Annotated in this window: 17 protein-coding genes; 9 read left to right on the plus strand and 8 right to left on the minus strand. The window is 70.5% G+C overall.

The window, feature by feature from the left end; all coding sequences use genetic code 11:
- The first annotated feature begins 4 nt into the window (after nt 1-4).
- On the plus strand, nt 5-319 hold the full coding sequence (locus ASD23_RS02780) for a GntR family transcriptional regulator (RefSeq protein ID WP_056005933.1): 315 nt from the start codon (nt 5-7) through the stop codon (nt 317-319).
- 193 nt (nt 320-512) lie between these two features.
- Nucleotides 513-2,135, plus strand: a complete 1,623-nt coding sequence (locus ASD23_RS02785) for a stealth family protein (RefSeq protein WP_082571130.1) — start codon at nt 513-515, stop codon at nt 2,133-2,135.
- Nucleotides 2,136-2,150: 15 nt separating this feature from the next.
- Here the strand turns inward: ASD23_RS02785 and cls are convergent, their stop codons facing one another.
- Nucleotides 2,151-3,623 carry a cardiolipin synthase gene (cls, locus tag ASD23_RS02790; protein WP_056005935.1) on the minus strand — a complete coding sequence of 491 codons (1,473 nt, stop codon included), beginning with the start codon at nt 3,621-3,623 and terminating at the stop codon, nt 2,151-2,153.
- Nucleotides 3,624-3,783: 160 nt separating this feature from the next.
- Nucleotides 3,784-4,740: a phosphodiesterase gene (locus ASD23_RS02795; RefSeq protein ID WP_235507611.1), complete on the minus strand. Its 957-nt coding sequence runs from the start codon at nt 4,738-4,740 to the stop codon at nt 3,784-3,786.
- 207 nt (nt 4,741-4,947) lie between these two features.
- Between ASD23_RS02795 and ASD23_RS02800 the strand changes: the two genes are divergently transcribed.
- The 3 genes from ASD23_RS02800 (at nt 4,948) to ASD23_RS02810 (ending at nt 8,931) form a co-directional block, all read left to right on the plus strand.
- The gene (locus ASD23_RS02800) at nt 4,948-6,024 is read left to right on the plus strand and encodes an alpha/beta hydrolase (protein WP_235507612.1); all 1,077 of its coding nucleotides are present in this window, start codon (nt 4,948-4,950) and stop codon (nt 6,022-6,024) included.
- Nucleotides 6,025-6,099: 75 nt separating this feature from the next.
- On the plus strand, nt 6,100-7,692 hold the full coding sequence (locus tag ASD23_RS02805; RefSeq protein ID WP_056005939.1) for a glycosyltransferase: 1,593 nt from the start codon (nt 6,100-6,102) through the stop codon (nt 7,690-7,692).
- 234 nt (nt 7,693-7,926) lie between these two features.
- Complete coding sequence (locus ASD23_RS02810; protein WP_056005942.1) at nt 7,927-8,931, plus strand: magnesium and cobalt transport protein CorA; 1,005 nt, start codon at nt 7,927-7,929, stop codon at nt 8,929-8,931.
- Nucleotides 8,932-8,952: 21 nt separating this feature from the next.
- Here ASD23_RS02810 and ASD23_RS02815 read toward each other — a convergent pair whose 3' ends face one another.
- The 3 genes from ASD23_RS02815 to ASD23_RS02825 all read right to left on the minus strand — a co-directional run bounded on the left by ASD23_RS02815 (nt 8,953) and on the right by ASD23_RS02825 (nt 11,784).
- A complete protein-coding gene (locus ASD23_RS02815; RefSeq protein WP_147305640.1) occupies nt 8,953-9,435 on the minus strand; it encodes a hypothetical protein in 483 nt (160 codons plus the stop codon).
- 78 nt (nt 9,436-9,513) lie between these two features.
- Nucleotides 9,514-9,939 carry a ribosomal maturation YjgA family protein gene (locus ASD23_RS02820; protein WP_056005949.1) on the minus strand — a complete coding sequence of 142 codons (426 nt, stop codon included), beginning with the start codon at nt 9,937-9,939 and terminating at the stop codon, nt 9,514-9,516.
- A gap of 6 nt (nt 9,940-9,945) precedes the next feature.
- The gene (locus tag ASD23_RS02825) at nt 9,946-11,784 is read right to left on the minus strand and encodes a DEAD/DEAH box helicase (protein ID WP_056005952.1); all 1,839 of its coding nucleotides are present in this window, start codon (nt 11,782-11,784) and stop codon (nt 9,946-9,948) included.
- Between the two features lie 135 nt (nt 11,785-11,919).
- Between ASD23_RS02825 and ASD23_RS02830 the strand changes: the two genes are divergently transcribed.
- The 3 genes from ASD23_RS02830 to ASD23_RS02840 all read left to right on the plus strand — a co-directional run bounded on the left by ASD23_RS02830 (nt 11,920) and on the right by ASD23_RS02840 (nt 14,588).
- Entirely contained in the window at nt 11,920-13,599 is a 1,680-nt protein-coding gene (locus ASD23_RS02830; RefSeq protein ID WP_056005955.1) for a DHA2 family efflux MFS transporter permease subunit, read from the plus strand.
- 40 nt (nt 13,600-13,639) lie between these two features.
- Nucleotides 13,640-13,819, plus strand: a complete 180-nt coding sequence (locus ASD23_RS18750; RefSeq protein ID WP_056005958.1) for a hypothetical protein — start codon at nt 13,640-13,642, stop codon at nt 13,817-13,819.
- 103 nt (nt 13,820-13,922) lie between these two features.
- Entirely contained in the window at nt 13,923-14,588 is a 666-nt protein-coding gene (locus ASD23_RS02840) for a GAP family protein (protein ID WP_056005961.1), read from the plus strand.
- A gap of 22 nt (nt 14,589-14,610) precedes the next feature.
- Here ASD23_RS02840 and ASD23_RS02845 read toward each other — a convergent pair whose 3' ends face one another.
- On the minus strand, nt 14,611-15,450 hold the full coding sequence (locus tag ASD23_RS02845) for a helix-turn-helix domain-containing protein (protein ID WP_056005964.1): 840 nt from the start codon (nt 15,448-15,450) through the stop codon (nt 14,611-14,613).
- A 74-nt stretch (nt 15,451-15,524) separates the two neighbouring features.
- On the opposite strand from ASD23_RS02845, the gene ASD23_RS02850 reads away from it, so the two are divergent.
- A complete protein-coding gene (locus ASD23_RS02850) occupies nt 15,525-16,376 on the plus strand; it encodes a phytanoyl-CoA dioxygenase family protein (RefSeq protein ID WP_056007721.1) in 852 nt (283 codons plus the stop codon).
- Between the two features lie 15 nt (nt 16,377-16,391).
- On the opposite strand, the gene ASD23_RS02855 is transcribed toward ASD23_RS02850, so the two are convergent.
- On the minus strand, nt 16,392-17,363 hold the full coding sequence (locus tag ASD23_RS02855) for a hypothetical protein (protein WP_157376988.1): 972 nt from the start codon (nt 17,361-17,363) through the stop codon (nt 16,392-16,394).
- A gap of 168 nt (nt 17,364-17,531) precedes the next feature.
- Nucleotides 17,532-21,896, minus strand: coding sequence for an endo-alpha-N-acetylgalactosaminidase family protein (locus ASD23_RS02860; protein WP_082571235.1), 4,365 nt, complete (start codon nt 21,894-21,896; stop codon nt 17,532-17,534).
- Nucleotides 21,897-22,232 lie beyond the last annotated feature (336 nt).

Raw genomic sequence — 22,232 nt, forward strand, 5'->3', positions numbered from 1 at the left:
GGCGATGGACATCTATCACCAGTTCCGGGGGCTGATCGTCTCCGGCCAGCTCGGCGCGGGCGAACGGCTGCCGACCGTACGACAGACGGCTGCCGACCTCGGCGTCGCCGCCGGCACCGCGGCGAAGGCCTACAAGCTGCTCGAGCACGACGGATTCGTGGTGACCCGCACCGCCGCCGGCACGCGAGTGGCGGAGTCGGCGGCCGTGCTCCCGGGAACCATCGTGCGGCGCATCCGCGACCTCGCTGCCGAAGCCGAGGCCTCTGGGAGCGGACTCGACGACGTGGTGAACGCGCTGCGCGCCGTCTGGCGCTCCTGACGCACGATCCTGCATGCGCGCGGGCGAACGCCCACCGGGCGCTGCGTACAATCGGAACACCGCGCAACTCGCGCCCCGCCCACCCCCTGGAGGCCACTGCTTCGTGACGAGACCCGACCGCGATCGAACCCCTGACCGGCAGCAGCACGACGGACACGCGTTCGCGAGGAGGGAAGCGCCGCCCGCCCCGCCGATGCGGCTCTCCGATGCGTCCGAACTCGTGCTCGTGGCATCCGCCGGTCGTGCCCTCCGCTTCGATCGCGACGATCTCGTGTTGCGCAAGGGCCAGTACGCCCTGCGGAACGGGCACATGACGCCGCAGGAGTCGATGGTGGAGGACCTGCTCGCGCTCGGCACGGCGCTCGACGAGGCCGACATCCCGTTCCTCCTGGTGCGCGGCAACGACGACCGCCCGATCATCGCGATCGACCGCGCCATGCGCAAGGCCGTCGCGAGCGCCTTCGCCGAGGCATTCGCCGATGAGCCGTTCTACGCCGCCACGCTCGCGCCGAAGCGCGCCGCCGAGACGCACCCCGTGCTGCTCGCCGACGGCCGGCTCTCCGCCGGGCGCAAGCCCACGCTGCTTCGCGTCTACCGTCCGCGCGTCGAGCCCATCGGGCGCCTGCGCTACGGCAGCGAGACCGGCGTGCAGCTCGAGTTCTGGCGCTTCGGCGACGAGACGATCGAGGCTCCGGCCGAGAACGTGCTGATGCGCCGCACGCTGCAGCGCTCCGAGACGACCGACGACGTGGTGCACCTGCACGGCCGCGACTGGCCGACCCTCGAGCACATGTGGGAACCGCTCGCGAGCGACGTCGACTTCGAGATCGACATGGTCTTCTCCTGGGTCGACGGTTCGAGCGACGACTTCATCCGCGAGCGGGCGAAGCGCATGCAGAGCTACGTCGTCGGCGAGGGCGACGACTCCGAGGCCCGTTACCGGCAGATCGACGAGCTGAAGTACGCCCTGCGCTCGGTGCACCTCTTCGCACCGTGGGTGCGCCGCATCTTCATCGCGACCGACTCGGGTGCGCCGGCCTGGCTCGCGAAGCACCCGAAGGTCACGATCGTGCCGAGCGAGGCCATGTTCGCCGACACCTCGGTGCTCCCGACGCACAACTCGCACGCCGTCGAGAGCCAGCTGCACCGCATCGAGGGGCTCGCCGAGCACTTCCTCTACTCGAACGACGACATGTTCTTCGGTCGCCCGCTGAGCCCGTCGCTGTTCTTCTCCCCCGGCGGCATCACGAAGTTCGTCGAAGCGGCGACCCGCATCGGGCTCGGTTCGACGCACCCGGGCCGCAGCGGGTTCGAGAACGCCGCCCGGGTCAACCGGGCCCTCCTCCGCGAACGGTTCGGCAAGGTCACGACCCGCCACCTCGAGCACTGCGCCGCGCCGCTGCGCAAGAGCGTCATGGCCGAGCTCGAGGCCGCCTTCCCCGAGGAGTTCCGCCGCACCGCGGCGAGCCGCTTCCGCTCGGCGACCGACATCTCGGTGACGAACTCGCTCTACCACTACTACTCGCTGCTCGCCGGGCACGCCGTCGTGCAGACCGATGCCCGCGTCAAGTACGTCGAGACGACGCTGCGCCAGGCGCTGCCCGCGATGAAGGAGCTCCTGAAGCATCGCGACCACGACATGTTCTGCCTGAACGACGGGAGCTTCCCCGAGATCTCGGTCGAGGAGCGCACGGCGGCCGTGATCGACTTCCTCGAGCGCTACTTCCCGTTCCCGGCTCCGTGGGAGAAGGAAGCGACGGATGCCTCGGCGCAGGCGGGCGCCGCGACATCCGCTGCCCCCGGCCGCTCCGCCTGACGCGGGTCGCTGCGCCTACTGCAGCGCGGAGGTGAGTCGCGCCACGCCGTCGAGGAACGTCGCCGACGTGGGCTCGCGGTTCCACTCCTCGAGCGTGAGCTGGCGGCCGGCGTCGCGATAGCCCTGCTCGACGGCGCGCATCTGCTCGACGAACGAGGCGCCGCGCACGAGCAGCATCATCTCGGAGTTGAGGCTGAACGAGCGGATGTCCATGTTGCTCGAGCCGATGACGGCGACGTCGTCGTCGATGGACAGGTGCTTCGCGTGCAGGATGTACGGGGCGGGGTAGAGCCAGATCTTCACGCCGGCCTCGAGCAGGTCGCGGTAGTACGACCGCTGCGCGTGCCAGACCGAACCCTGGTCGCCGATCTCCGAGACGAAGAGCTGCACGTCGAGTCCGCGGTAGCACGCCGAGGTGATCGCGTAGAGCATCGCCTCGTCGGGCACGAAGTACGGACTCGTGATGATCGCCCGCTTCTGCGCCGAGTTGATGAGCGCGAGGAAGAGTCGCAGGTTGTTCTCCGCGTCGTAGCCGGGACCGCTCGGCACGACCTGGCAGACGAGCGCGTCTGCCGAGTGGTCGGCGGGCACCGCGACGGCGGGCACGTTCTCCTCCTCGGTGAGCAGCTCGTCGGTCTCGAGGTACCAGTCGGAGAGGAACACGGTGTTGACGCCCGTGACGATCGGGCCGGTGACCCGCGTGACGAGCTCCTGCCACTGCAGGCCGCGCTTGATGTTCTTCTTCGAGTTGTAGCTGCGGTCGATGAGGTTCTGCGAGCCCATGAATCCGACCAGCCCGTCGACCACGACGAGCTTTCGGTGGTTGCGCAGGTCGGGACGCTGGTACTGGCCCTTCAGCGGGCGCACCGGCAGCATGAAGCTCCACTTCGCGCCGATCCGGTCGAGCTCCGCGTAGGTCTCCTTGGCCCCGGCCGCCTTGCCCGAGGCGATGTGGTCGAGGAGCACGCGAACGGTCACGCCCCGCTGGACGGCGCGCTCCATCGCGGCGAAGAACCCCTTCGTGGTCTCGTCGAACGAGACGATGAAGAATTCGACGTGCACGAATCGCGCGGCTTTGTCGATCTCGGCGGCCATGGCGTCGATCGACCCGTTGTAGTCGCCGATGAGGGTCGCCGTGTTGCCTCCCATCGCGGGCAGTGCACCGAGCAGCCGATTCTGCCGGGCGATCGCCGTGAACCAATCGGGCCACGTGTCCCGATCGGGCGCGAGTTCGACGTGCTCGGCCCGGTCGGCGATCATCCGGTTGATCTCGAGCTGCTTCGCTCGCCGCTTCTTCGGCAGCTTCACGCTGCCGATCAGCAGGAAGAAGAGGATGCCGACGAAGGGGATGAGGAAGATCGCGAGCAACCACGCCATGGCCGCGGTGGGCTTGCGATCGCGCGGCACGATGATCAGCGCCGCGATGCGGATCGTCCAATCCGCGAGAACCAGCACCACTCCGATGATCGCGGCGAGCTCCGTGCTCATACGCCACCTCCCCAGGTCGTCTGCTCGCCTCGCGCGCGTGGAAGGCCGCTGCGGTCGGGAGAAGTGGTCTGAGTATGGCAGTTCGCTCGAACCGCGAGGAAGGGCGCGCGGGCGAACCGCCGAGGCTGATCAGGTGACGGCCTCGGCGAGCGCAGCGGCGTCAGCCCGCGAGCACCGGGATCGGCATGGTGAAGGGCGGATCCTTCGGCACCGGCGGGGTCGCGGCATCCGCGAAGCCGATGCCCGATGCCGCGAGCCGCCGCGAGCTCTCCTCCGCGTCGATCCAGTCGAGCGCGGCGTAGGACCCGAGCGGCACGACGGAGTGCAGCACCGTGTTCGGGTAGACGTGCACGAGGTTGAAGGCGCGCGCGCCGTCGCGGCCTCGGGTGCCGCCCACGGGCACGTTCAGGTCCTGCGTGTAGCAACTTGCCGAGGCCACCGAGACCGGCACGCCCGCGAACGTCGCGGTCGATGAGTAGTGCAGGTGTCCGGCGATGATCGAGCGGATGTCGCTGCCCTCGACCACCTCGGCGAGGCCGCCCTGATCGCGCAGTTCGACGGCGGCCGCGAGGTCGAGCACGCTCGGCACCGGCGGGTGGTGCATGGCGAGGATCGTGCCGTGCGGCGCCGGCATCGAGAGCTCCTCCGCGAGCCAGTCGAGCTGTTCGGGCGCGATCTCGCCGTGATGGTGGCCGGGCACGGTGGAGTCGAGCGTGATGACGCGGAGCCCGCCGACGTCGTCGACCCGGTCGACCGGGCGCCCCCCGCGCTCGGCGCTCACGCCGCGCTCGCCGAGCAGCCCGCGCCGGAACGCGGCCCGCTCGTCGTGGTTGCCCATGACCCAGATCACCTGGGCGCCGAGTCGTTCGGCGACGGGGTCGACGATGCCGCGGATGCGGTCGTACGCGTCGGGCTCGCCCTTGTCGGCCAGGTCACCCGTGAAGACGATCGCCTCGGGCCTGCCGCCGGATGCCTCGAACTCCTCGAAGAGGGTCTGCAGGTGCCGCTCGCTCTCGACCCGGTCGTAGAGCTTGCCGCCGCCGGCGAGCACGTGCGTGTCGCTGATGTGGAGGAGGAAGTGGTCCGGCCGGGGGTACTCGGCCGTACGGCTCGTCACGATTGGTCCCATCGATCGGTGGAGACGCGCAACCTCGGGCGTCTGGCATGGACACTAGCCGACCATGCCCGTCTGAACGGCGCATGAACGCGGCCTGTGTCGAAGCCGGGTCGGAGCGGTACCGGAGCCCGGGGCCCGCGGTGCGTCAAGCCGTCTCACGACGCGAACTCCGACAGGATGACCGGGAACGAGGTCGAGGGGGAACGAGTGTCGTCGAAGAACACGCGTGATGATGCGCTGCCGTCGTGGGGCAACGAGCTGTGGCTGAGCCGGCGCCAGCGCCGCTTCATCGGAACGGTGGCGGTGATCGCCATCGCCGGATTCCTGGTCACGTGGGTGGTGACGCTCACGCCGTGGCCCTCGGCGATGGCGATCCGCGCCGTCTTCGAGAAGGGCGGCGACGACACCGCCGCCGAGATGGACCGGTACGTGACCGATGCACCGCTCACCGAGCACCTCGCGGTGCCGGTCGGCGGCGACGCCGATGACGACGCCGCCATGACCTTCGACGTGTTCTCGCCCGACGACGGCGGCGACGACCCGCTGCCCACGATCGTGTGGGTGCACGGCGGCGCGTGGATCTCGGGCGACTCGGCGAACGTCGACCCCTACCTGCGCATCCTCGCCGCCGAGGGCTACACGACGGTGGGGCTGAACTACACGCTCGGTCCCGAGGGCACCTATCCGACGGCCGTGCACGAGCTGAACGACGCGCTGACGACGCTCGAGGCGGACGCCGAGGACTACCGCATCGATCCCGACCGCATCGTGATCGCAGGCGATTCCGCCGGCGCCCAGCTCGCGAGCCAGATGGCGACGCTGTCGACCAACCCCGACTACGCCCGGCTCATGGGCATCGATCCGGCACTCGACGCCGACCAGGTCGTTGGGGTCGTGCTGAACTGCGGCGTCTACGACCTCGCGGCGATGTCGGAGCTGACCGGCATCGGCGCGTGGGGGTTCAAGATCGCACTGTGGGGCTACACGGGCAGTCAGGACTGGTCGCAGCAGTCGTCGGGCGCGACCATGTCGACGATCGACTTCGTGACGTCCGATTTCCCGGCCACCTACATCTCGGGCGGCAACGGCGACGCGCTCACCTGGATCCAGTCGCTGCCGATGGAGGCGCGGCTCGATGACCTCGGCGTCGACGTCACCTCGCTGTTCTGGCCCGCCGACCACGAGCCCGCCCTGCCGCACGAATACCAGTTCCACCTCGACTTCGACGAGGCGCAGGCGGCACTCGTCGAGACCCTCGACTTCCTCGAGGGAGTCACCGGCTGAGGTGCTGCGGCCTCCGAGACGCCCCGGCTAGGCTTGACGGATGTCTGTTCGGCTCGCACGGCTCGAGGGTGCGCGGTGACCGGCGTGCGGATGCCCGAGGGGCGCCACTTCGCGCTCACCTGGTCGATTCCCGACACCTTCGGGGGCATGACGGATGCGCTGCTGCGACGCTCAGCGGCGTTCCACCGGATCGGGGGCGCGACGGTCGACGTGCTGACGTTCGACGCGCGCCCCGACACCCCTGAGATCGAGCTCGAGCTGCGACGGCGCGGGGTGCTCGTCGACGGGGTGCGCATCACGAACCTCTACGACTGGCTCCGGACGCATCCGCTGCCCGGGGGCACGCTGCGGCTCGAGCGCGACGTGTTGACTCCGCTCCGCGCGAGCGACGATGCCGGCGACGGCACCGGCGCGCTCGAGACCCGGCTGCGCGGTGACGTGGTCATGAGTCGCAGCCGAGTCGACGCCGACGGCCGTACGCTCCAGGTCGACCACTACCGTGCCGACGGCACGCTGCTCCTCAGCGATCGGCGCGACACCCGGGTGCCCGGTGCGATCGGCGGCCGCTCGGTCGTGCTGTGCGATGCCGACGGCCGCCCGGTGCGATCGTGGCGAGGCATCCGCCCGCTGTACCGGGCCTGGCTCGACGCGCTGACCGAGGGCCGCCCGAGCCACCTGATCATCGACAGCAAGACCGTGGCGCCGTTGCTGATCGGCTACCGTCGACCGCATGTCGTGACCGCGCACGTCGTGCACGCCTCGCATCGCTCCGCGGACTCCGAGCCGCACCCGATCCGCCGGTCGCGGCGCGAGGTGTTCGAGCAGCTCGACGGCTTCGACCTCGTGGTGCTGCTCTCACGGCGGCAGCGCGATGACGTCGAGCGCATCGTGGGCCACCACGACCACCTCACGGTGATTCCGAACTCCCGGCCGCTGCCGTCTCGGGCGACGTCGATGGACGAGCCGCGCGAGCCAGGGCGAGGCGTCGTGCTCGCCGCACTGACCCGCCGGAAGCGGGTTTCGCATGCCATCGAGGCCGTGCAGCGTGCGAACGCCGCCCTCGGCGCGGGCGGTCGCGCCGATCCGCCCGTGCACCTCGACGTCTACGGCGACGGCGAGAGTCGCACCGCGCTCGAACGACGCATCACCGATCGGGCCGCGGTACGACTGCACGGGTTCCAGCCCGACGCGCGAAGCCGGCTTCCCGGCGCCTCGTTCCTGCTGCTGACCTCGCACTCGGAGGGCTTCCCGCTCGTGCTCGTCGAGGCGATGGCCGCCGGTTGCCTGCCGATCGCCTACGACATCCCCTACGGCCCCGCCGACCTCATCCGAGACGGCCGCAACGGCTTCCTCGTGCCGGCCGGCGACGTCGAAGCGCTCGCCGGCGCGATCGTCAGACTGCAGCGGATGTCTCCGCGCCGCGTCGCCCGCATGCGGGCCCACGCCGTGCGCACCGCCACGCGGTTCGACGAGGGACGGGTCACGCAACTCTGGGCACAGGCGTTCAGCCAGGCGGCCCTGCGTCGTGCCGCGCACGGCTCCGGGCGGTTCCGCGCGATCCGCTCGATCGCCGCGAAACTCCCCCTGCCGCGGCCCGTGCGCGCGTTCGGCGCTCGCCTCGTCGTGGGCGCCGACCGGGTGTTCCGGGCTCCCGGGCGCGTCGGCTAGACTCTGCCGTCGGGCCGCCATCGAGCGGTCCCCGAATGCGAAGGGCGGTGAGGGCGATGGCCGATCATAGTACCGACGCCGCCGGCCCCGCTGCGTCGCATTCCCGTTCCCGCCTTCGCTGAGCTTCGCTCCGCCGGCGCGAACGCGTTCCGATCCGCGCGCGGTCTGCGGCGACATCCGCTCACCTGCCGAAGACCGGCGCGCTGCCGCGCGCCCTGCGAGAACGGATCGCTCATGTCACCTCTGGTCGACAACGGCGTCTACGTCGACGGACGTCGCGTCGAGACGCCCACGAACCTCGACGACACCTACCGCCTCATGGACGACCATGACGGCCTCGCCTGGATCGGCCTGTACCGGCCGAGTCCCCGCGAGGTCGCCTCGGTCGCGCGCGAGTTCGACCTGCACCCGCTCGCGGTCGAAGATGCATTGACCGGCCACCAGCGATCGAAGCTCGAGCGCTACGGCGAGACGCTCTTCGCCGTGCTGCGGCCGGCCCGCTACCGCGACGAGCTCGAGACGGTCGAGTTCGGCGAGCTCCACCTCTTCGTCGGCCCCGACTTCGTCGTCACCATCCGCCACGCGGAGTCGCCCGACCTCGCGGCCGTGCGGAGGCGCATGGAGTCGAGCCCCGCGCTGCTCGCCATGGGCCCCGAAGCGGTGCTCTACGCGATCCTCGACGAGGTCGTCGACGAGTACGAGCCGGTCGTCGCCGGCCTGGAGAACGACATCGACGAGATCGAGGACCAGCTCTTCGGCGACAGCGACGACGACGCCCTCTCCCGGCGCATCTACGAGCTCTCGCGCGAGGTGATCAACTTCCAGCGCGCGGTGCAGCCGCTCGCACCGATGCTCGAGTGGTTGCGCCGGGGCTCGGAGAAGTACCGCGTCGACGTCGAGCTGCAGCGGTCGCTGCGCGACGTGCTCGACCACGCCATCCGCATCAACGAGCGCGTCGCGTCGTTCCGCGCCATCCTCGACAACGCCCTCACCGTGCACTCGGCGCTCGTGGCACGCCGGCAGACCGACACGAGCCTGCAGCAGAACGAGGAGATCAAGAAGATCTCGTCGTGGGCCGCGATCATCTTCGCGCCGACCCTCATCGGCACCGTCTACGGCATGAACTTCGACGACATGCCCGAGACCCACTGGGACTTCGGCTACCCGACGGCGCTCGCCGCCATGGTGCTGTTCGGCGTCGGCCTCTACGCCGTGTTCAAGTTCAAGAAGTGGCTCTGACGCGGATCGCGGACCACGACGTCACCTGGGCTTCTTCGGCCCTCTGCCCTGGCCCGGGTGGTCGTCGGGCGCCTCGGGTGCCACCGTCGGCTCCACCGGCTCGTCGCCGTCGAGCGGCGGCTCGACGACCTCGTCGGGAACCGGCGTGGGCGTGGGCGTCGAGATCGGTCGCGGAGGTGCAGGGGTCGGCAGCACCGGGCCGTAGTGGCTGGGCGCCGCGGGGGTCGTCGACGTCGGTCGCGGCTCTTCGAGCGACGTCGACGCCTCGTTGCCCGGCCCGCCGACGGGTGCCTGCATGAGTGCGATGCCCGACGCGACCATGCCGACGACGGCGAGGACCGTGACGGCGATCACCGCGCCGAGGCGATGGCGAGCGAGCCACGCGACTGAGGCCGCCGCGAACGGCAACGCCGGTTCGAGCATCGCGCCGAGGCGCGACGGGGGCGCGGCACGGCGACCGCGAGGTCGACGCGAGGGGTCGTCGGGCTCATCATGTTCGGACATGGTCACCCGCCTCTCGGTCTCGTTCGAGGACATCGTCCGTCATCGAGGGTACCCAACCGGCGCACGTCGCGGGATGCGTCAGTCTCCGGCCACGGCCGACGGCGCGGCCACGCGGGCCCTGCCGACCATCGCGACGTGCACGAGGAATGCGAGCACGGCACCGCCGGCGTAGGCGAACACGTCGATCGGGTCGAACGCGCTGCCGAGCAGCAGTCGTGACGGGGGGAAGGCCTCGACCACGCGCTGCGGCCACTCGGTCAGCTGCGACAGCTCGACGAGCGTCGCGAACCCGAACGCCGCCGCCGAGCAGGCCACGGCACCGAGCGCCGGCCAGATCGCGCGCAGCGCGGACGCGATGAACACGATGTAGACGACGCTGCCGAGCACGTCGACGATGGGCGTGCGCTCGAGGAGCTGCAGCCCGAGGCCGAGCGCGAGGCTGACGGCCGCGACCAGCCCGCTTCGCACCCGGATGCCTCGCGAGACGCCCGCCGGCAGCGCCATCCGCCGCTAGCCCTTGTGGCGCGGCTTCCGGAACGACTTGTCGCCGTCGCCGCCACCGTCGCGGTCGCGGTCGTTCGACCGACGCGTGGGCCCGCCGCGATCGGGCCGCAGCTCGATGAGCCGGCCCGAGATGCGGGTGCCGTCGAGCCGCTCGAGGGTCTCGCGGGGCAGGTTCGCCGGCAGTTCGACGAGCGAGAACTCCGGACGGATCTGGATCGAGCCGAAGTCCTCCCGGCTGAGCCCGCCCTCGTTCGCGAGCGCGCCGACGATCTGGCGCGGCTCGACCTTGTGACGCTTGCCGACCGCGATGCGGTAGGTCGCCATGGGGCCGCTGCTCGGGCGCTGGCGCCGCTCGGGGCGGTCACCCCGGTCGCCGCCGCGGTCGAAGCGGTCGCCGCGGTCGCGGCTGCCCCGGTCGCCGCGCTCGGGCTTGTCGCCGCGCGGCGGACGATCGCTCCACTCGCGCTCGGCTCGGCGGGCGGCCTCGGGCTCGAGGAGCAGCGGCGACTCGCCCTGCGCCACGACGGCGAGGGCGGCCGCGACATCCGCTTCGGGCACGTCGTGGTTGCGCACGTAGTGGGCGATGATGTCGCGGAAGCCGTCGATGCGCTCGTTCTGGCCGAGTGCCGCGGTGATGCGGTCGTCGAAGCGCGCGAGACGCGTGACGTTGACGTCGTCGACGCTCGGCAGCTGCATCTGCACGATCGGCTGGCGCGTCGCCTTCTCGATGCGGGCGAGCAGGCTGCGCTCACGCGGCGTGACGAAGCTGATGGCGTCGCCCGTGCGACCGGCGCGGCCCGTGCGCCCGATGCGGTGCACGTAGGGCTCGCTGTCGGTGGGGATGTCGAAGTTCACCACGTGGCTGATGCGTTCGACGTCGAGGCCGCGGGCCGCGACATCCGTGGCCACCAGGATGTCGAGCTTGCCCGACTTCAACTGGTTGACCGTGCGCTCGCGCTGCACCTGGGCGATGTCGCCGTTGATCGCGGCGGCGGAGTATCCGCGTGCGCGCAGCTTCTCGGCGAGTTCTTCGGTGACGCTCTTCGTGCGCACGAAGACGATCATGCCCTCGAAGTTCTCGACCTCGAGGATGCGGGTGAGGGCGTCGACCTTCTGCTGGTACGAGACGATGAGGTAGCGCTGGCTGATGTTCGCCGACGTCTGCGTCTTCGTCTTGACGGTGATCTCTTCGGGGTCGTGCAGGTACTGCTTCGACATGCGGCGGATCGCCGCGGGCATGGTCGCCGAGAACAGGGCGACCTGCTTGGTGTCGGGAGTGTCGGCGAGGATCGTCTCGACGTCCTCGGCGAAGCCCATCTTGAGCATCTCGTCGGCCTCGTCGAGCACGAGGTACTTGAGCTCCGAGAGGTCGAGGGTGCGCTTCTCGAGGTGGTCCATGATGCGGCCCGGGGTGCCCACCACGATGTGCACGCCGCGGCGGAGCGCCGAGAGCTGCACGCCATAGCCCTGACCGCCGTACACGGGGAGGATGTGCACGCCCTTGAGGTGCGAGGCGTACTTCTCGAACGCCTCGCAGACCTGCAGCGCGAGCTCACGGGTCGGAGCGAGCACGAGGGCTTGCGGGGTCTTCTGGGAGAGGTCGAGGCGCGCGAGGATCGGCAGCGCGAAGGCGGCCGTCTTGCCGGTGCCGGTCTGGGCCAGGCCCACCACGTCGCGTCCGGCGAGGAGTGATGGGATCGTCGCGGCCTGGATCGCGGAAGGGGTCTCGTAGCCGACGTCGGAGAGGGCTTTCAGGACGGCGCCATCGAGTCCGAGGTCGGAGAATGTCGTCGCGGCGGGCTCTTCTGGAGCCTCCACCTCGACCGGAGCTTCGTCAGCAGTCACGCTTCAGGGTAGTCCGTCCAGCTGGGAGAACGCAGTTCCGCCGTCGCGGCGGATCAATCGAACGTCGGATTGGCAACCGGTTCCGGCGAGCATACGGTGGGAACCGACGGGGCGACCCGACCGGGGGGATGGACGATGGACGGCACTGCCACGGCGCCCGAGAGCACCGGCGCACGGCGATGGGTGGGCCTCGGCGTGCTCGCCGCGGCACTCTCGATGATCGTGCTCGACGGCACGATCGTGGGCATCGCGCTGCCGACGATCATCACCGACCTGCAGCTCGACTTCAGCGAGGCCCAGTGGGTCAACGGCATCTACTCGGTGGTCTTCGCCGCGCTGCTGCTCACCGCCGGGCGCCTCGGCGATCGACTCGGCCGGCGCCGCGCGATGGTGGCGGGCATCCTCGTCTTCCTGGCCGGCAGCGTCCTCGCGGCGCTCGCCACCGGCGGCACCTCGCTCATCCTCGCGAGGCTCGTGCAGGGCATCGGCGGCGCATTCATCCTCCCGACGACGTTGTCGACGGTCAACGCCACGTTCCGCGGCCGCGACCGAGCAGTGGCATTCGGCGTCTGGGGTGCCGCGATCTCGGGCGTCGCCGCGCTCGGGCCCCTGCTCGGCGGCTGGCTGACCCAGTCGTTCGGGTGGGAGTGGATCTTCCTCGTCAACGTGCCGTTCGGCGCGATCATCCTCGTCGCCGCGTTCCTCACCGTGCCCGAGACTCGGGCGGTCATCACGGCGAAGGGGCTCGACGTCGACGGCCTGCTCCTGTCGGCGATCGGCTTCGGCGCGCTCGTGTTCGGCCTCATCGAGGGCGGCTCCCTCGGCTGGTGGGCTCCGAAGCAGCCGTTCGAGCTGTTCGGCTGGACCTGGCCGACGTCGTGGCCGATCTCCCCCGTGCCGGTGGCGATCGCGATCGGCATCGTCGCCCTCGTGCTCTTCTTCTTCTGGGAGCGGCATCGCGCACGGAACGGCCGCTCCGCGATCCTCGACGTGCACCTCTTCTCCGTGCCCACCTTCACGTGGGGCAACCTCGTCGCGATGTGCGTCGCGATCGGCGAGTTCGGCATCCTGTTCGTCCTCCCCCTCTTCATCGTGAACGCGCTCGGCCTCTCGACGCTCGCGGCCGGGTTCGTGCTCGCGGCCATGGGTCTCGGCGCGTTCGTCTCGGGAGCCATGGCCCGCCACGTCGCCGAGCGGTTCGGCGCCCCCACGGTCGTCGTGATCGGCCTCGCGCTCGAGGTCGTCGGCGCCGTGCTCGCCGCGGTGCTGCTCTCGTCGGAGATCAACGCGTGGCTCCTGGCCGGCGTGTTGGCCCTCTACGGACTCGGACTCGGCCTCGCCTCGGCGCAGCTCACGGGCACCGTGCTCGCCGACATCCCGCCCGAGGAGTCGGGCCAGGGCTCCGCGACCCAGAGCACCGGGCGTCAGGTCGGCTCCGCGCTCGGCACCGCCATCATCGGCGCCGTGCTCGCCGCTGGACTCGCCGTCGCGCTGCCGGCGCAGGTCGATACCGTCGAGGGCGTGCCCGCCGCGGCATCCGAGCAGATCGTCTCCGCCACCGAGCAGTCGGCCGGCGGAACCATCCCGCAGGTGCGGGCCGAGGGCGAGGACGGCGAGTTCGGTTCGGCCGGGCCGGCGGTCGCCGACGCGCTCGCCGAGGGCATGGCGGATGCCTCGCGCTGGGCACTCCTCGCGGCCGCCGGGTTCCTCGTGCTCGGCGGAGCGTTCGCGCTGCGGCTCCGTGCCGTTGCACGGCGTTCGAGCGCGGCATCCGGAAGCACTGCCGAACCGATTCAGGTCGATCCCGCGTCATGAATCGGCGCCCCCTGCATCTCTCAGGTGAAGGGGGTTGGACATGTGGGGCAGGCGCAAGCAGCAGGGTCACGTCGAGCACGTCGAGTTCGTGACCTCGGTCGACGGCGGCCGGATGCCGGTGCGATGCGCGTGCCATCGCGATGCCGACCACGATCGGCCGACGTCCGACGTGCTGGCTGCAGCGGGATCCGCCGTCGACGCCTACGCGTTCGCCGCCTGACGGCGCGCGCCGATCTCCGGGCGCCGGCCGCCCGGCTCCGATATCGTGTGCTCAGCGACGCTGCGAGCGCCGCGGGTTGCCACCAGGCAGGGGGTGCAGCGGAATGCTGCAGGCGATAGGGCACATCCTTCCGATCGCGCTCGCGGTCGCGATCAGTTCGGTGCCGATCATGGCGACGATCGTGATCCTGCTCTCGCCGAAGCGCGAGTCGGCCGCCCCGTTCCTCGTCGGCTGGGTGCTCGGCATGGTGCTGCTGGTCGTCATCTGCACCCTCTCGACGCAAGCCGTCCCGACGCCCCGGTCGGCGCGACAGCCCGACGTGGCGGTCGGCGTGGGCGAGATGATCGTCGGCGCAGGACTCATCGTCATCGCGATCGTCTCCTGGCGTCGTGCCCGCTGGAATCCCGTCGAGGGCATGCCGGCCTGGCTCGGCAAGATGGAGTCGATCGGCCCGTGGAGCGCCTTCGGGCTCGGGGTGGCCCTGAACATCCGCCCCAAGGAGATCCTGCTGGCCATCGCAGCCGGCCTGGCCGTGCGCGGCGCGGGGCTCTCGGGATCCGACGCGGCGATCGTGATCGCCGTCTACACGATCATCGGCGCGTCGACCGTGGCGGTGCCCGTCGTCGCGACGCTCATCGATGCGAAGGGCATGCAGCCGAAGCTGCTGCGGATGAAGGAATGGCTGACCCGCAACAGCCGCGTGGTGACGTCGCTCATCCTGCTGATGGTCGGCGTGTTCATCATCGGAACCGGCATCGGGCGGTTGTGACGCGCCCGGCCGCTCATCGGCATCAGCGGCCGGAGGGGCGCCTCGCGTGCTGGGCGCGGAACTCCGTGGGCGGAGCCCCCGCCTTGCGCGCGAACAGCCGCGAGAAGAACGCCGGGTCGTCGTACCCGACGGCGGCACCGATGGCGTTCACCGGCAGCTCGGTGCTCGCGAGCAGGAACTGGGCGCGCTCGATGCGCGTCGTGACGATGAACTCGTGCGGCGAGCGTCCGGTGGCCTCCTGCACGAGGGCGCGGAGCCTGCCCGGCGAGAGGCCGAGGCGCCGGGCGCGCTCGGCGACGTCGAGGTGATCGGCGGCGGTCTCGCGCAGGGCGGCGACCACGCGGTCGGCCGCGCGATCCGCTCCCTCCTCCTGGATCTCGGCGTCGGCGGCCAGCCCGATGAGCTGCAGGCACAGCGCCGACGCGGTGGCGCGCGCCGAGCCGCGAGGCGACTCGAGCACGGCGTTCAGCTCGGCGAAGAGCTCGGGTACGCGTTCGGGCATGCGTCGCAGCGGCGCCACGGGGCGCCGGGCGTCGAACGCCCCGAGCTCCACGAGCGCGCGCACCGTGACCCCGTCGAACAGCAGCCAGTGCTCGGTCCAGCCGTCGCGGGCGGGGCCGTAGCCGTGCATCCGACCGGGCGGCACGCGGATGACGGCGGGTCCGCGCACCGCGACGCGGCCGACCCGGTGATCGTGGTACTCGCCGTCACCGCTGCTGACGAACACGAGGGCGTGGCTGTCGAGGCGCCGGCCCGAGAATCCCGTTCGCGCGTCGGACTGCTCGCCGGCGCCGAGGCAGTCGAGGCCGTGGTCTCGCAGCAGCGGCGTCGGGGCGGCGTATCGCGCCCAGCTCGTCACCATGTCGCCACGATAGTCCAAGGGCTCTTTCCACCGGATCCATGGAGGTCCGGAATCGACTCGCCGAGGATGAATCCATGCTCACCTCGAACGGCTACGTGCTCGACGACTCCCCCTCCCGCCTGGCACGACTCGAGCCGACGCCCATGGAGGAACGGGACGACCGCGCCGCGCTCTGGGCTCGACTGCGTCGCGACGGTTACCTGTACCTGACCGGCCATCTCGACCCGGCAGAGGTGCTCGACTTCCGTCGCTACTACTTCCAGTCGCTCACCCCGACCGGACTCGTCGCCGAGGGCAGCGACCCGGTCGACGGCATCGCGGCCGACGGCGACCTCGACCGCGGCTCCTACCGCCGCATCCTCTTCGACGACGTGGTGCCGGGCGCCGAGTACCAGGCGCTCTGCGCCGCGCCGCGCGTCGCCGACTGGTTCGCCTGGCTCCTCGAAGACGAGGTTCACCTGCACAAGCGCAAGATCATCAGGCACACGAAGCCCGGCGAGCGAGGCATCGGGACCGCGACGCAGGCGCACTACGACCTCGTCTACCTGCGGGAGGGCAGCGACCGGGTGCTGTCGATGTGGATCCCGCTCGGCGACATCCCCCTCGAGCGCGGCGGCCTCGCCTACCTCGAAGGCAGCCACCACCGGGTGATGGCGCAGGAGGCCGCCGGCACGCTGCGCCGCCCGGCCGCGTCGATGACGGCCGACCTGCCCGGCCTCGCCGACGAGTACGACTCGCGATGGCTCGTCACCGACTACACGGCCGGCGACGTCATGGTGCACTCGGCGCACATCGTGCACGCAGGCCTCGACAACGTGGATGCCGGCGGCCGGATGCGGCTCTCGACCGACATCCGCTACCAGCGGGCCACCGAGCCGATCGACTGGCGCTGGCAGGAGCACTGGCACGACCAGGACGGACTCTGAACGCGTCGCCTGGCGCTAGGCGGGGGGCTGCGGCACGAGGCGGGTGATACGGCCGCCGATGAGCCACTCCGTCACGATGATGTCGCCCTCGCCGGTGACCGCGATGCCGTGGGGCGCGCGGAAGACGCCGACCGAGCGGGGACGCTCGATCGCGCCGTCGCGCAGCACGTTCGGCCAGGCCTCGGGGGTGCGGCGGAGCGGGGTGCCGATGCTGCCGATCGCCTCGTCGTCGGGCCCGAAGGCGACGATCCGTCCGTCGAGCTCGGTGACGAGCAACCGGTCGCCGTCGAGGGCGAATCCCGACGGGCTCGTGAGCGCCGATCGCCCGAACTCGCCGAGGAAATCCCCGTCGAGGGTGAGCCGGACGATGCGCTGGTTCGCGCGGTCGGCGACGAGCAGGGTCGGGGTCGTCGAGCGCGAGTCCACGATGATCGCGTGAGGTTGGCGGAACCGCTTTCCGGTCTGCTCGCCATCGGTCTTCCAGAGCAGCGTGCCGTCGACGTCGAACGCGTACACGATGCTGTCGCCGTACCCGTCGGCGACCCAGACCCGGTCGTCGCGAGTGCCGAAGTCCGACAGTGCGACGTCGCACGGACGCCAGGTCTCGGACCCGAGCAGCTCGGCGGTGACCACGCCGTCGGCGCGCAGGCGCAGCACCCGCCCGCGCAGCCGCTCGCCCTCGTACGTGCCCTCTGCCGTGCGCTCGGCCTTGTGCCCGGGATCGGCGACCCAGGTCTCGCCGTGGTGATCGACCGCAAGGCCGTGCAGCTCGGTGCCGGGGAACGGCACGCGTTCGACCGTCTCGCCGCGGAGGATCACGAGATGGCGAGCCGAGGCATCCGCTGTGTGGATTGCGCCGTCGGGCGCGATGGCGACGCCGTGATGCGCCCAGGCCGTCTCGCCGGGCTCATCGATGATGACGGGCTCCTGGCGGTACTCGGTGCGGTCGAAGACGGTCTGGACGCCGAGGGCGGGAGATGGGGTCATGGTCTCACCCTGCGGCACCCGTCCGAGAAGCTCCATGGACTCGGTTGCGCGCCCGCTTGGACTTTCGCACGACGCCGCCGGTCCGGACACACGAATGGCCCCGCGGTGAGGATCGCGAGGCCATTCGTGCCGTGCCGGGGCGGTCCCCACCGCCCCGGCACCGGTCGATCAGTCGGTGCCGAAGAACTCCAGCTCCGCGATCGAGGCGAACGGCTGGCCGTTGTGCGAACTCGTCGCGACGACCTTGACGAAGCCGGCCGTCGCCGGCGTCGCGAACATCACCGTCTGCGCAGCGGTGCCCGCGCCGAGCTCACCGGTTGCGACCGGTGAACCCCAGTCCGTGCCGTCGGCACTCACGTACACCTCGTATCCCTTGATGCGGCCGTTGGGCTCGGTGCCCGGTCGCTGCTGGATCGAGATGCCGCGCAGCTCGTGCGAACCGCCCAGGTCGACGGCCACGTGGTGCGGATACGCCGGCGAGGCGTTCAGCCACTCGCTGTGCCAGCAGCTCGCGGCGTCGCCGTCGAGCACGTTCGTCGCGGCGCCGTCTTCTCCCTCGGTCTCCTCGGAGTCGACGTCGGAGATCGACATGGCGTCCTTCGGCAACGGTGTCGGTGCCGCCTCACGGGTGCCCCAGACGTTGATCTCGTTCGCGCCGGCGAAGGCCGCGCCGTTGATCGCGTTGAGGCCGACGAGCTTCACGAACCGTGCGTTCGCCGCCGGGAACGACAGGTGCTGCACCTCCGTCGCGCTCGCGAACTCACCCGTCTTCACGGGCGTGCCCCAGTTCGTGCCGTCGGTGCTCAGGTAGAGCTCGTACTTCTTGATCGAACCGTTGCCCCGCCGGACCTGGTAGTCGAACCCGTCGACGGCGTACGTGTCGCCGAGGTCGAGCGCGATCCAGTGGGGGTAGGGCGTGTCGGGGTTCACCTGCGACCAGGCCGAGTGCCACATCGTGGCCGCGTTGCCGTCGATCGCTGCACGCGCACTGCCGTCACCGGTGCCCGGCTCGGCATCGCTCACGCCCGCGATCGACAGTCGCGACTGCGGGATCAGCCCCGGCGGCAGGGTCGCCACCGAGACGGATGCCTCGACCGCGCGCGTTCCGCCGCCGACGCCGTAGCTCGTGGCCGCCGAGACCTCGTAGCTGCCCTGAGCGATGTCGGCCGGTGCCGACACTCGCCACGTGGTCTTCACCGTGGCGCCGGGCGCGACCGACGCGAATGCCGCGGCGCCCGACGGCTCGGCCGTCCAGCCCTCGGGGACCGCGAGCGTGGTCGCGACCTCGGTCGCCGTCTCCGCCTCGTGGTTCGTGAAGCTCGTGGTGAAGGCGTTCGCCTCGCCCGGCACGATGCCGCTGGCCGGTGCCGCGAGCGTGAGCCGCGCGCAGGCGCCCGGCTCTTCGCTCTCGCCGAGGTCGACGATGCGGAGGTCGTCGAGGATCAGGTCGGCGCCCGTGCTGCCGACCGCGTTGCGGCGGAGGCCGACGAAGGTGTCGCCGCACGCCGGGGCGTCGAACTCGTGCACGAACTCGGTGGTCTCGTGCACGGCTCCGAACTCCGTGGCCGTCAGGTCCGTCGGCGTCGAGGCGCCGGCCGCCCTCTGGTCGATGCCGGTCACGAACGAGTAGGCGCCCGCGACTCCGCTCTGGTAGTCGAACGAGACCCGATAGCGATGTCCGGCCTCGAACGGCACGGTGTACTCGGACGTGCGGTACACGAGGCCGCGGTTCTCCTCGTGCGCCATGAGCGAGTAGTCGCCCGAGAGCACCATGTCGAACTTTCGTCCTCTCCAGCCCTGCTGGGTGTAGGGCTCGTTGCGCTTCGCGATGTGCGTGCGCGGGTCGGTGGCACCGCCGGAGTCGCCCTTGAAGAACGGCCCCCAGCCCTGGTCGACCCGCTCGAAGTCCTCGTCGATCAGCACGTCGTCGCCGATCGTCGGGTCGTCGGTGGCGACCACGCGCACGTTGTCGATGTGCACCGCGGCGTCGCCGTCGCCCGCGGCGATCGTGAGGGTGGGGAGGGTCTCGTCCGTCACGGTGAGGAAGGTTCGCAGGCGTTGCAGGTTGGTGCCGTGCCAGGTGTCGGAGCCGACGAGGTTGGCCGCGCCCGAGCTGTCGACCGTGATCGAGGCATCCTCTCCGTCGTCGTCGCGCACGTCGACCGAGAGCGTCGTCTCGCGTGTCTGGCCTGCCGCGATGCCGACGTCCGCCGAGACCGCGTAGGTGCCGGGCTTCAGCAGGTCGAGGCGCTGGCTGATCGAAGCCTCACCGGCCCCGAGCAGCGCGGAGCGCCGTCCGAGCTCGTCGCTCACCGCGGTCGAGGCTCCGGTCGGGTTCCACGCGTCGAGGTCGCCCGCGTTGAAGCCGGGGTCGTCGACGGTCGTCCCCTGGCCGAACGAGACCTTCGTCGGCAGCGCCTGGGCGGCGGTCGCCTCCTCGCCGGCGGCCAGCAGGTACGGCTGACCCGCCACGGCGTCGATCGTCACGGTGCCGTCGACGACCGGCACGTCGGCGAGCTTCTCGCGGCCCGTGTCGCTGAGCTCGAACAGCTGCAGCGACTCGAGCCCGGCGAACTCATCGGTCAGGGTCCACGTGGTCGCTCCGCCGGCGGGGTTGTAGTGGTAGAGCTTGTCGGCCACGTCATCGGCGGTCGATGACCAGGGCAGCAGGTAGGTGCCACCGCGCAGCACCTCGGCGCCGTCCACGGTGATCGAGCGATCGGCGGCGGTGGTCCCCGTGACGCTCACGCCGTCTTCGAGGTCGATGCGCTCGGGCGTCCACCGCATGATCTCGTGGTGCTGCAGGAACTTCGTCGGCACGTTCGCGACCCACACGTTCTCGAGGAACGCGGTGAAGTCGTTCTGATTCGTCCAGCCCTCGAACTCGACGATGTGGCTCGTGCCCAGCTTCGGGTCGGGGTTCCACACATCGGCTTTCGTGTTGTTGACGAACCGCAGGATCTGCGAGTTCACGCCCTTGTTGGTCGCGCCGCCGTAGTTCTCGTCGTTCGCCCAGTGCGACCACGTGTTGTTCTCGGACAGCTTGTCGGCCCATTCGGAGCCGACCCGGAACCCGTGCTTCACGAGCGAGTCCTGGATCTTCTGCGCGAGCCATCCGTGCTGGTAGTACACGTCGACGTAGGCGAAGTCGAGGTTGTCGTCGGTCGCGTCGGCGAGCTGCCCGATGCGCTTGTCGAGGTCACCCGAGACGATGTCGTGGCGCTGGTCCATGTAGTACGACTGGTCGAGCCAGTTCCACCCGTTCGACGTCGTGGCGACCTCGTCGCTCATCGAGTTCGCCTCGGGGTAGATCTCGGTCGCGTTGATGTGCACGCCGAACGAGGCGTTCCACTTCGCGCCTTCCTTCGCGAGCCGGTTCAGGTCGTTCAGTCCGCCCGCCCGCTCGTTGAAGTTGTCGCCGTAGTCGGTGTTGGCCGAGTCGTGTCCCTCGCTCGTGAAGCCCTTGAGCATGGCGACCTGGCCGAGGCCGTCGGTCGCGAGCGCGATGCGCTTCACGTCGTCGAGGGTGCGCAGGAACGGATGCGTCGCCTGCGACGCGAAGTTGAACGGGATGTGGGTGATCACGTTCTCGGGAGTCTGGCCGCCCTTGAACGGGGCGACGCGGATGCCGCGCATCGCGATCGCGCCGTCCTGCCAGTCGACCACGTCGTCGTCGTTGGCGTCGGGAGTGATCGCGACCTTGACCCACGGCAGCTCCTCCGCGACATCCGACCCCTGTGCACGGTAGAGCCACGGGCCGCTCGCGACGCCCACCTCGACGCCGCCGTCACCGTCGGCGACGGCCTGGCGCCAGAAGTTGCCCGCATCCTTGCTGCTCGGTCCCGACGAGGTGTCGTAGAGCGCGTTCGTCGCGAACGCCGCGGCGAGCTCGCCCGTGTTCGCGATGATCGCCGTCGAACCCTTCGGGGCGGCGTCGATCGGGGTGTCGACCGTGACGGGGAGGAACGCATCACCCGAGACGCCGCGGTCGACCGAGAGGTTCGCCGCAGCGACGGCCGCGCCGGGCTCGTCGGAGGAGACGGTGACCAGGCGGTGATCGGGAATCTGCAGGCTCTTCACCACTCCCTGGGGGTCGACGATCTTCGTCACCTTGATCGTCACGACCCGGTGCGAGACCGAGAGACGCACGGCGATCGAGACGCCAGGAAGCGCGGTCGGCTTGAGCACGTAGTCGACCGCTGCGCGGCCGCTCGGCTTCGACACCACGCCCACGGGCTGGGCCTCGCCGTTGATGGTGATCGTCGTGATCGTCGTGTCGTTGCCGTGCAGGACGGCACCGGACTCACGATCGGTGTACGTGACGACCTGAGGGAACCCGGCGTCGGCCGCGACGGTCAACTCCTCGCTCCGAAGGTTGAGCGCTGCGCCGGCCGTGGAGGCGGCGAACGGTTGGATGGCCAGGTCCGGGGCGGCCGTCGCCGGCGCGGCCGCGAACGGCACGAGTGCGCCGCTGACGATCGCGCAGCCGAGGCCGAGCCGCCAGAGGCGGCCCGCTGGGCGAGGTGAAGGCATCTTCGTCTCCAATTCCTGCGTCACCGGGGGCAACGCATCCGTCGACCCGCACCGTCGGTGCGATCGGATCCAGTCCCGGCGCAGCCTCGAACGGGGCTCCGTGGGGGTGGTCCGATCGTGCCACAATTTGTTACCGATACCAAGGATTATTTCCGCACGAACGCTGGATTCTCGACGAGATCGGATCGCACGCTTGTTCTCGGTAGCATCGATGCTCCCGCCCAAGGCGGTCGCCCGAGACCGTGAGCGGTCGCCGTTCTGCGGGGTCGACGACGTAGCACTGGCATGACCAGGACGGGCTCTGACTCCAGCCGGCAGGCGCGCCAAAGGTCCTGT

The organism is Agromyces sp. Root1464, from assembly GCF_001427265.1.
Taxonomy (GTDB): Bacteria; Actinomycetota; Actinomycetes; order Actinomycetales; family Microbacteriaceae; genus Agromyces; species Agromyces fucosus.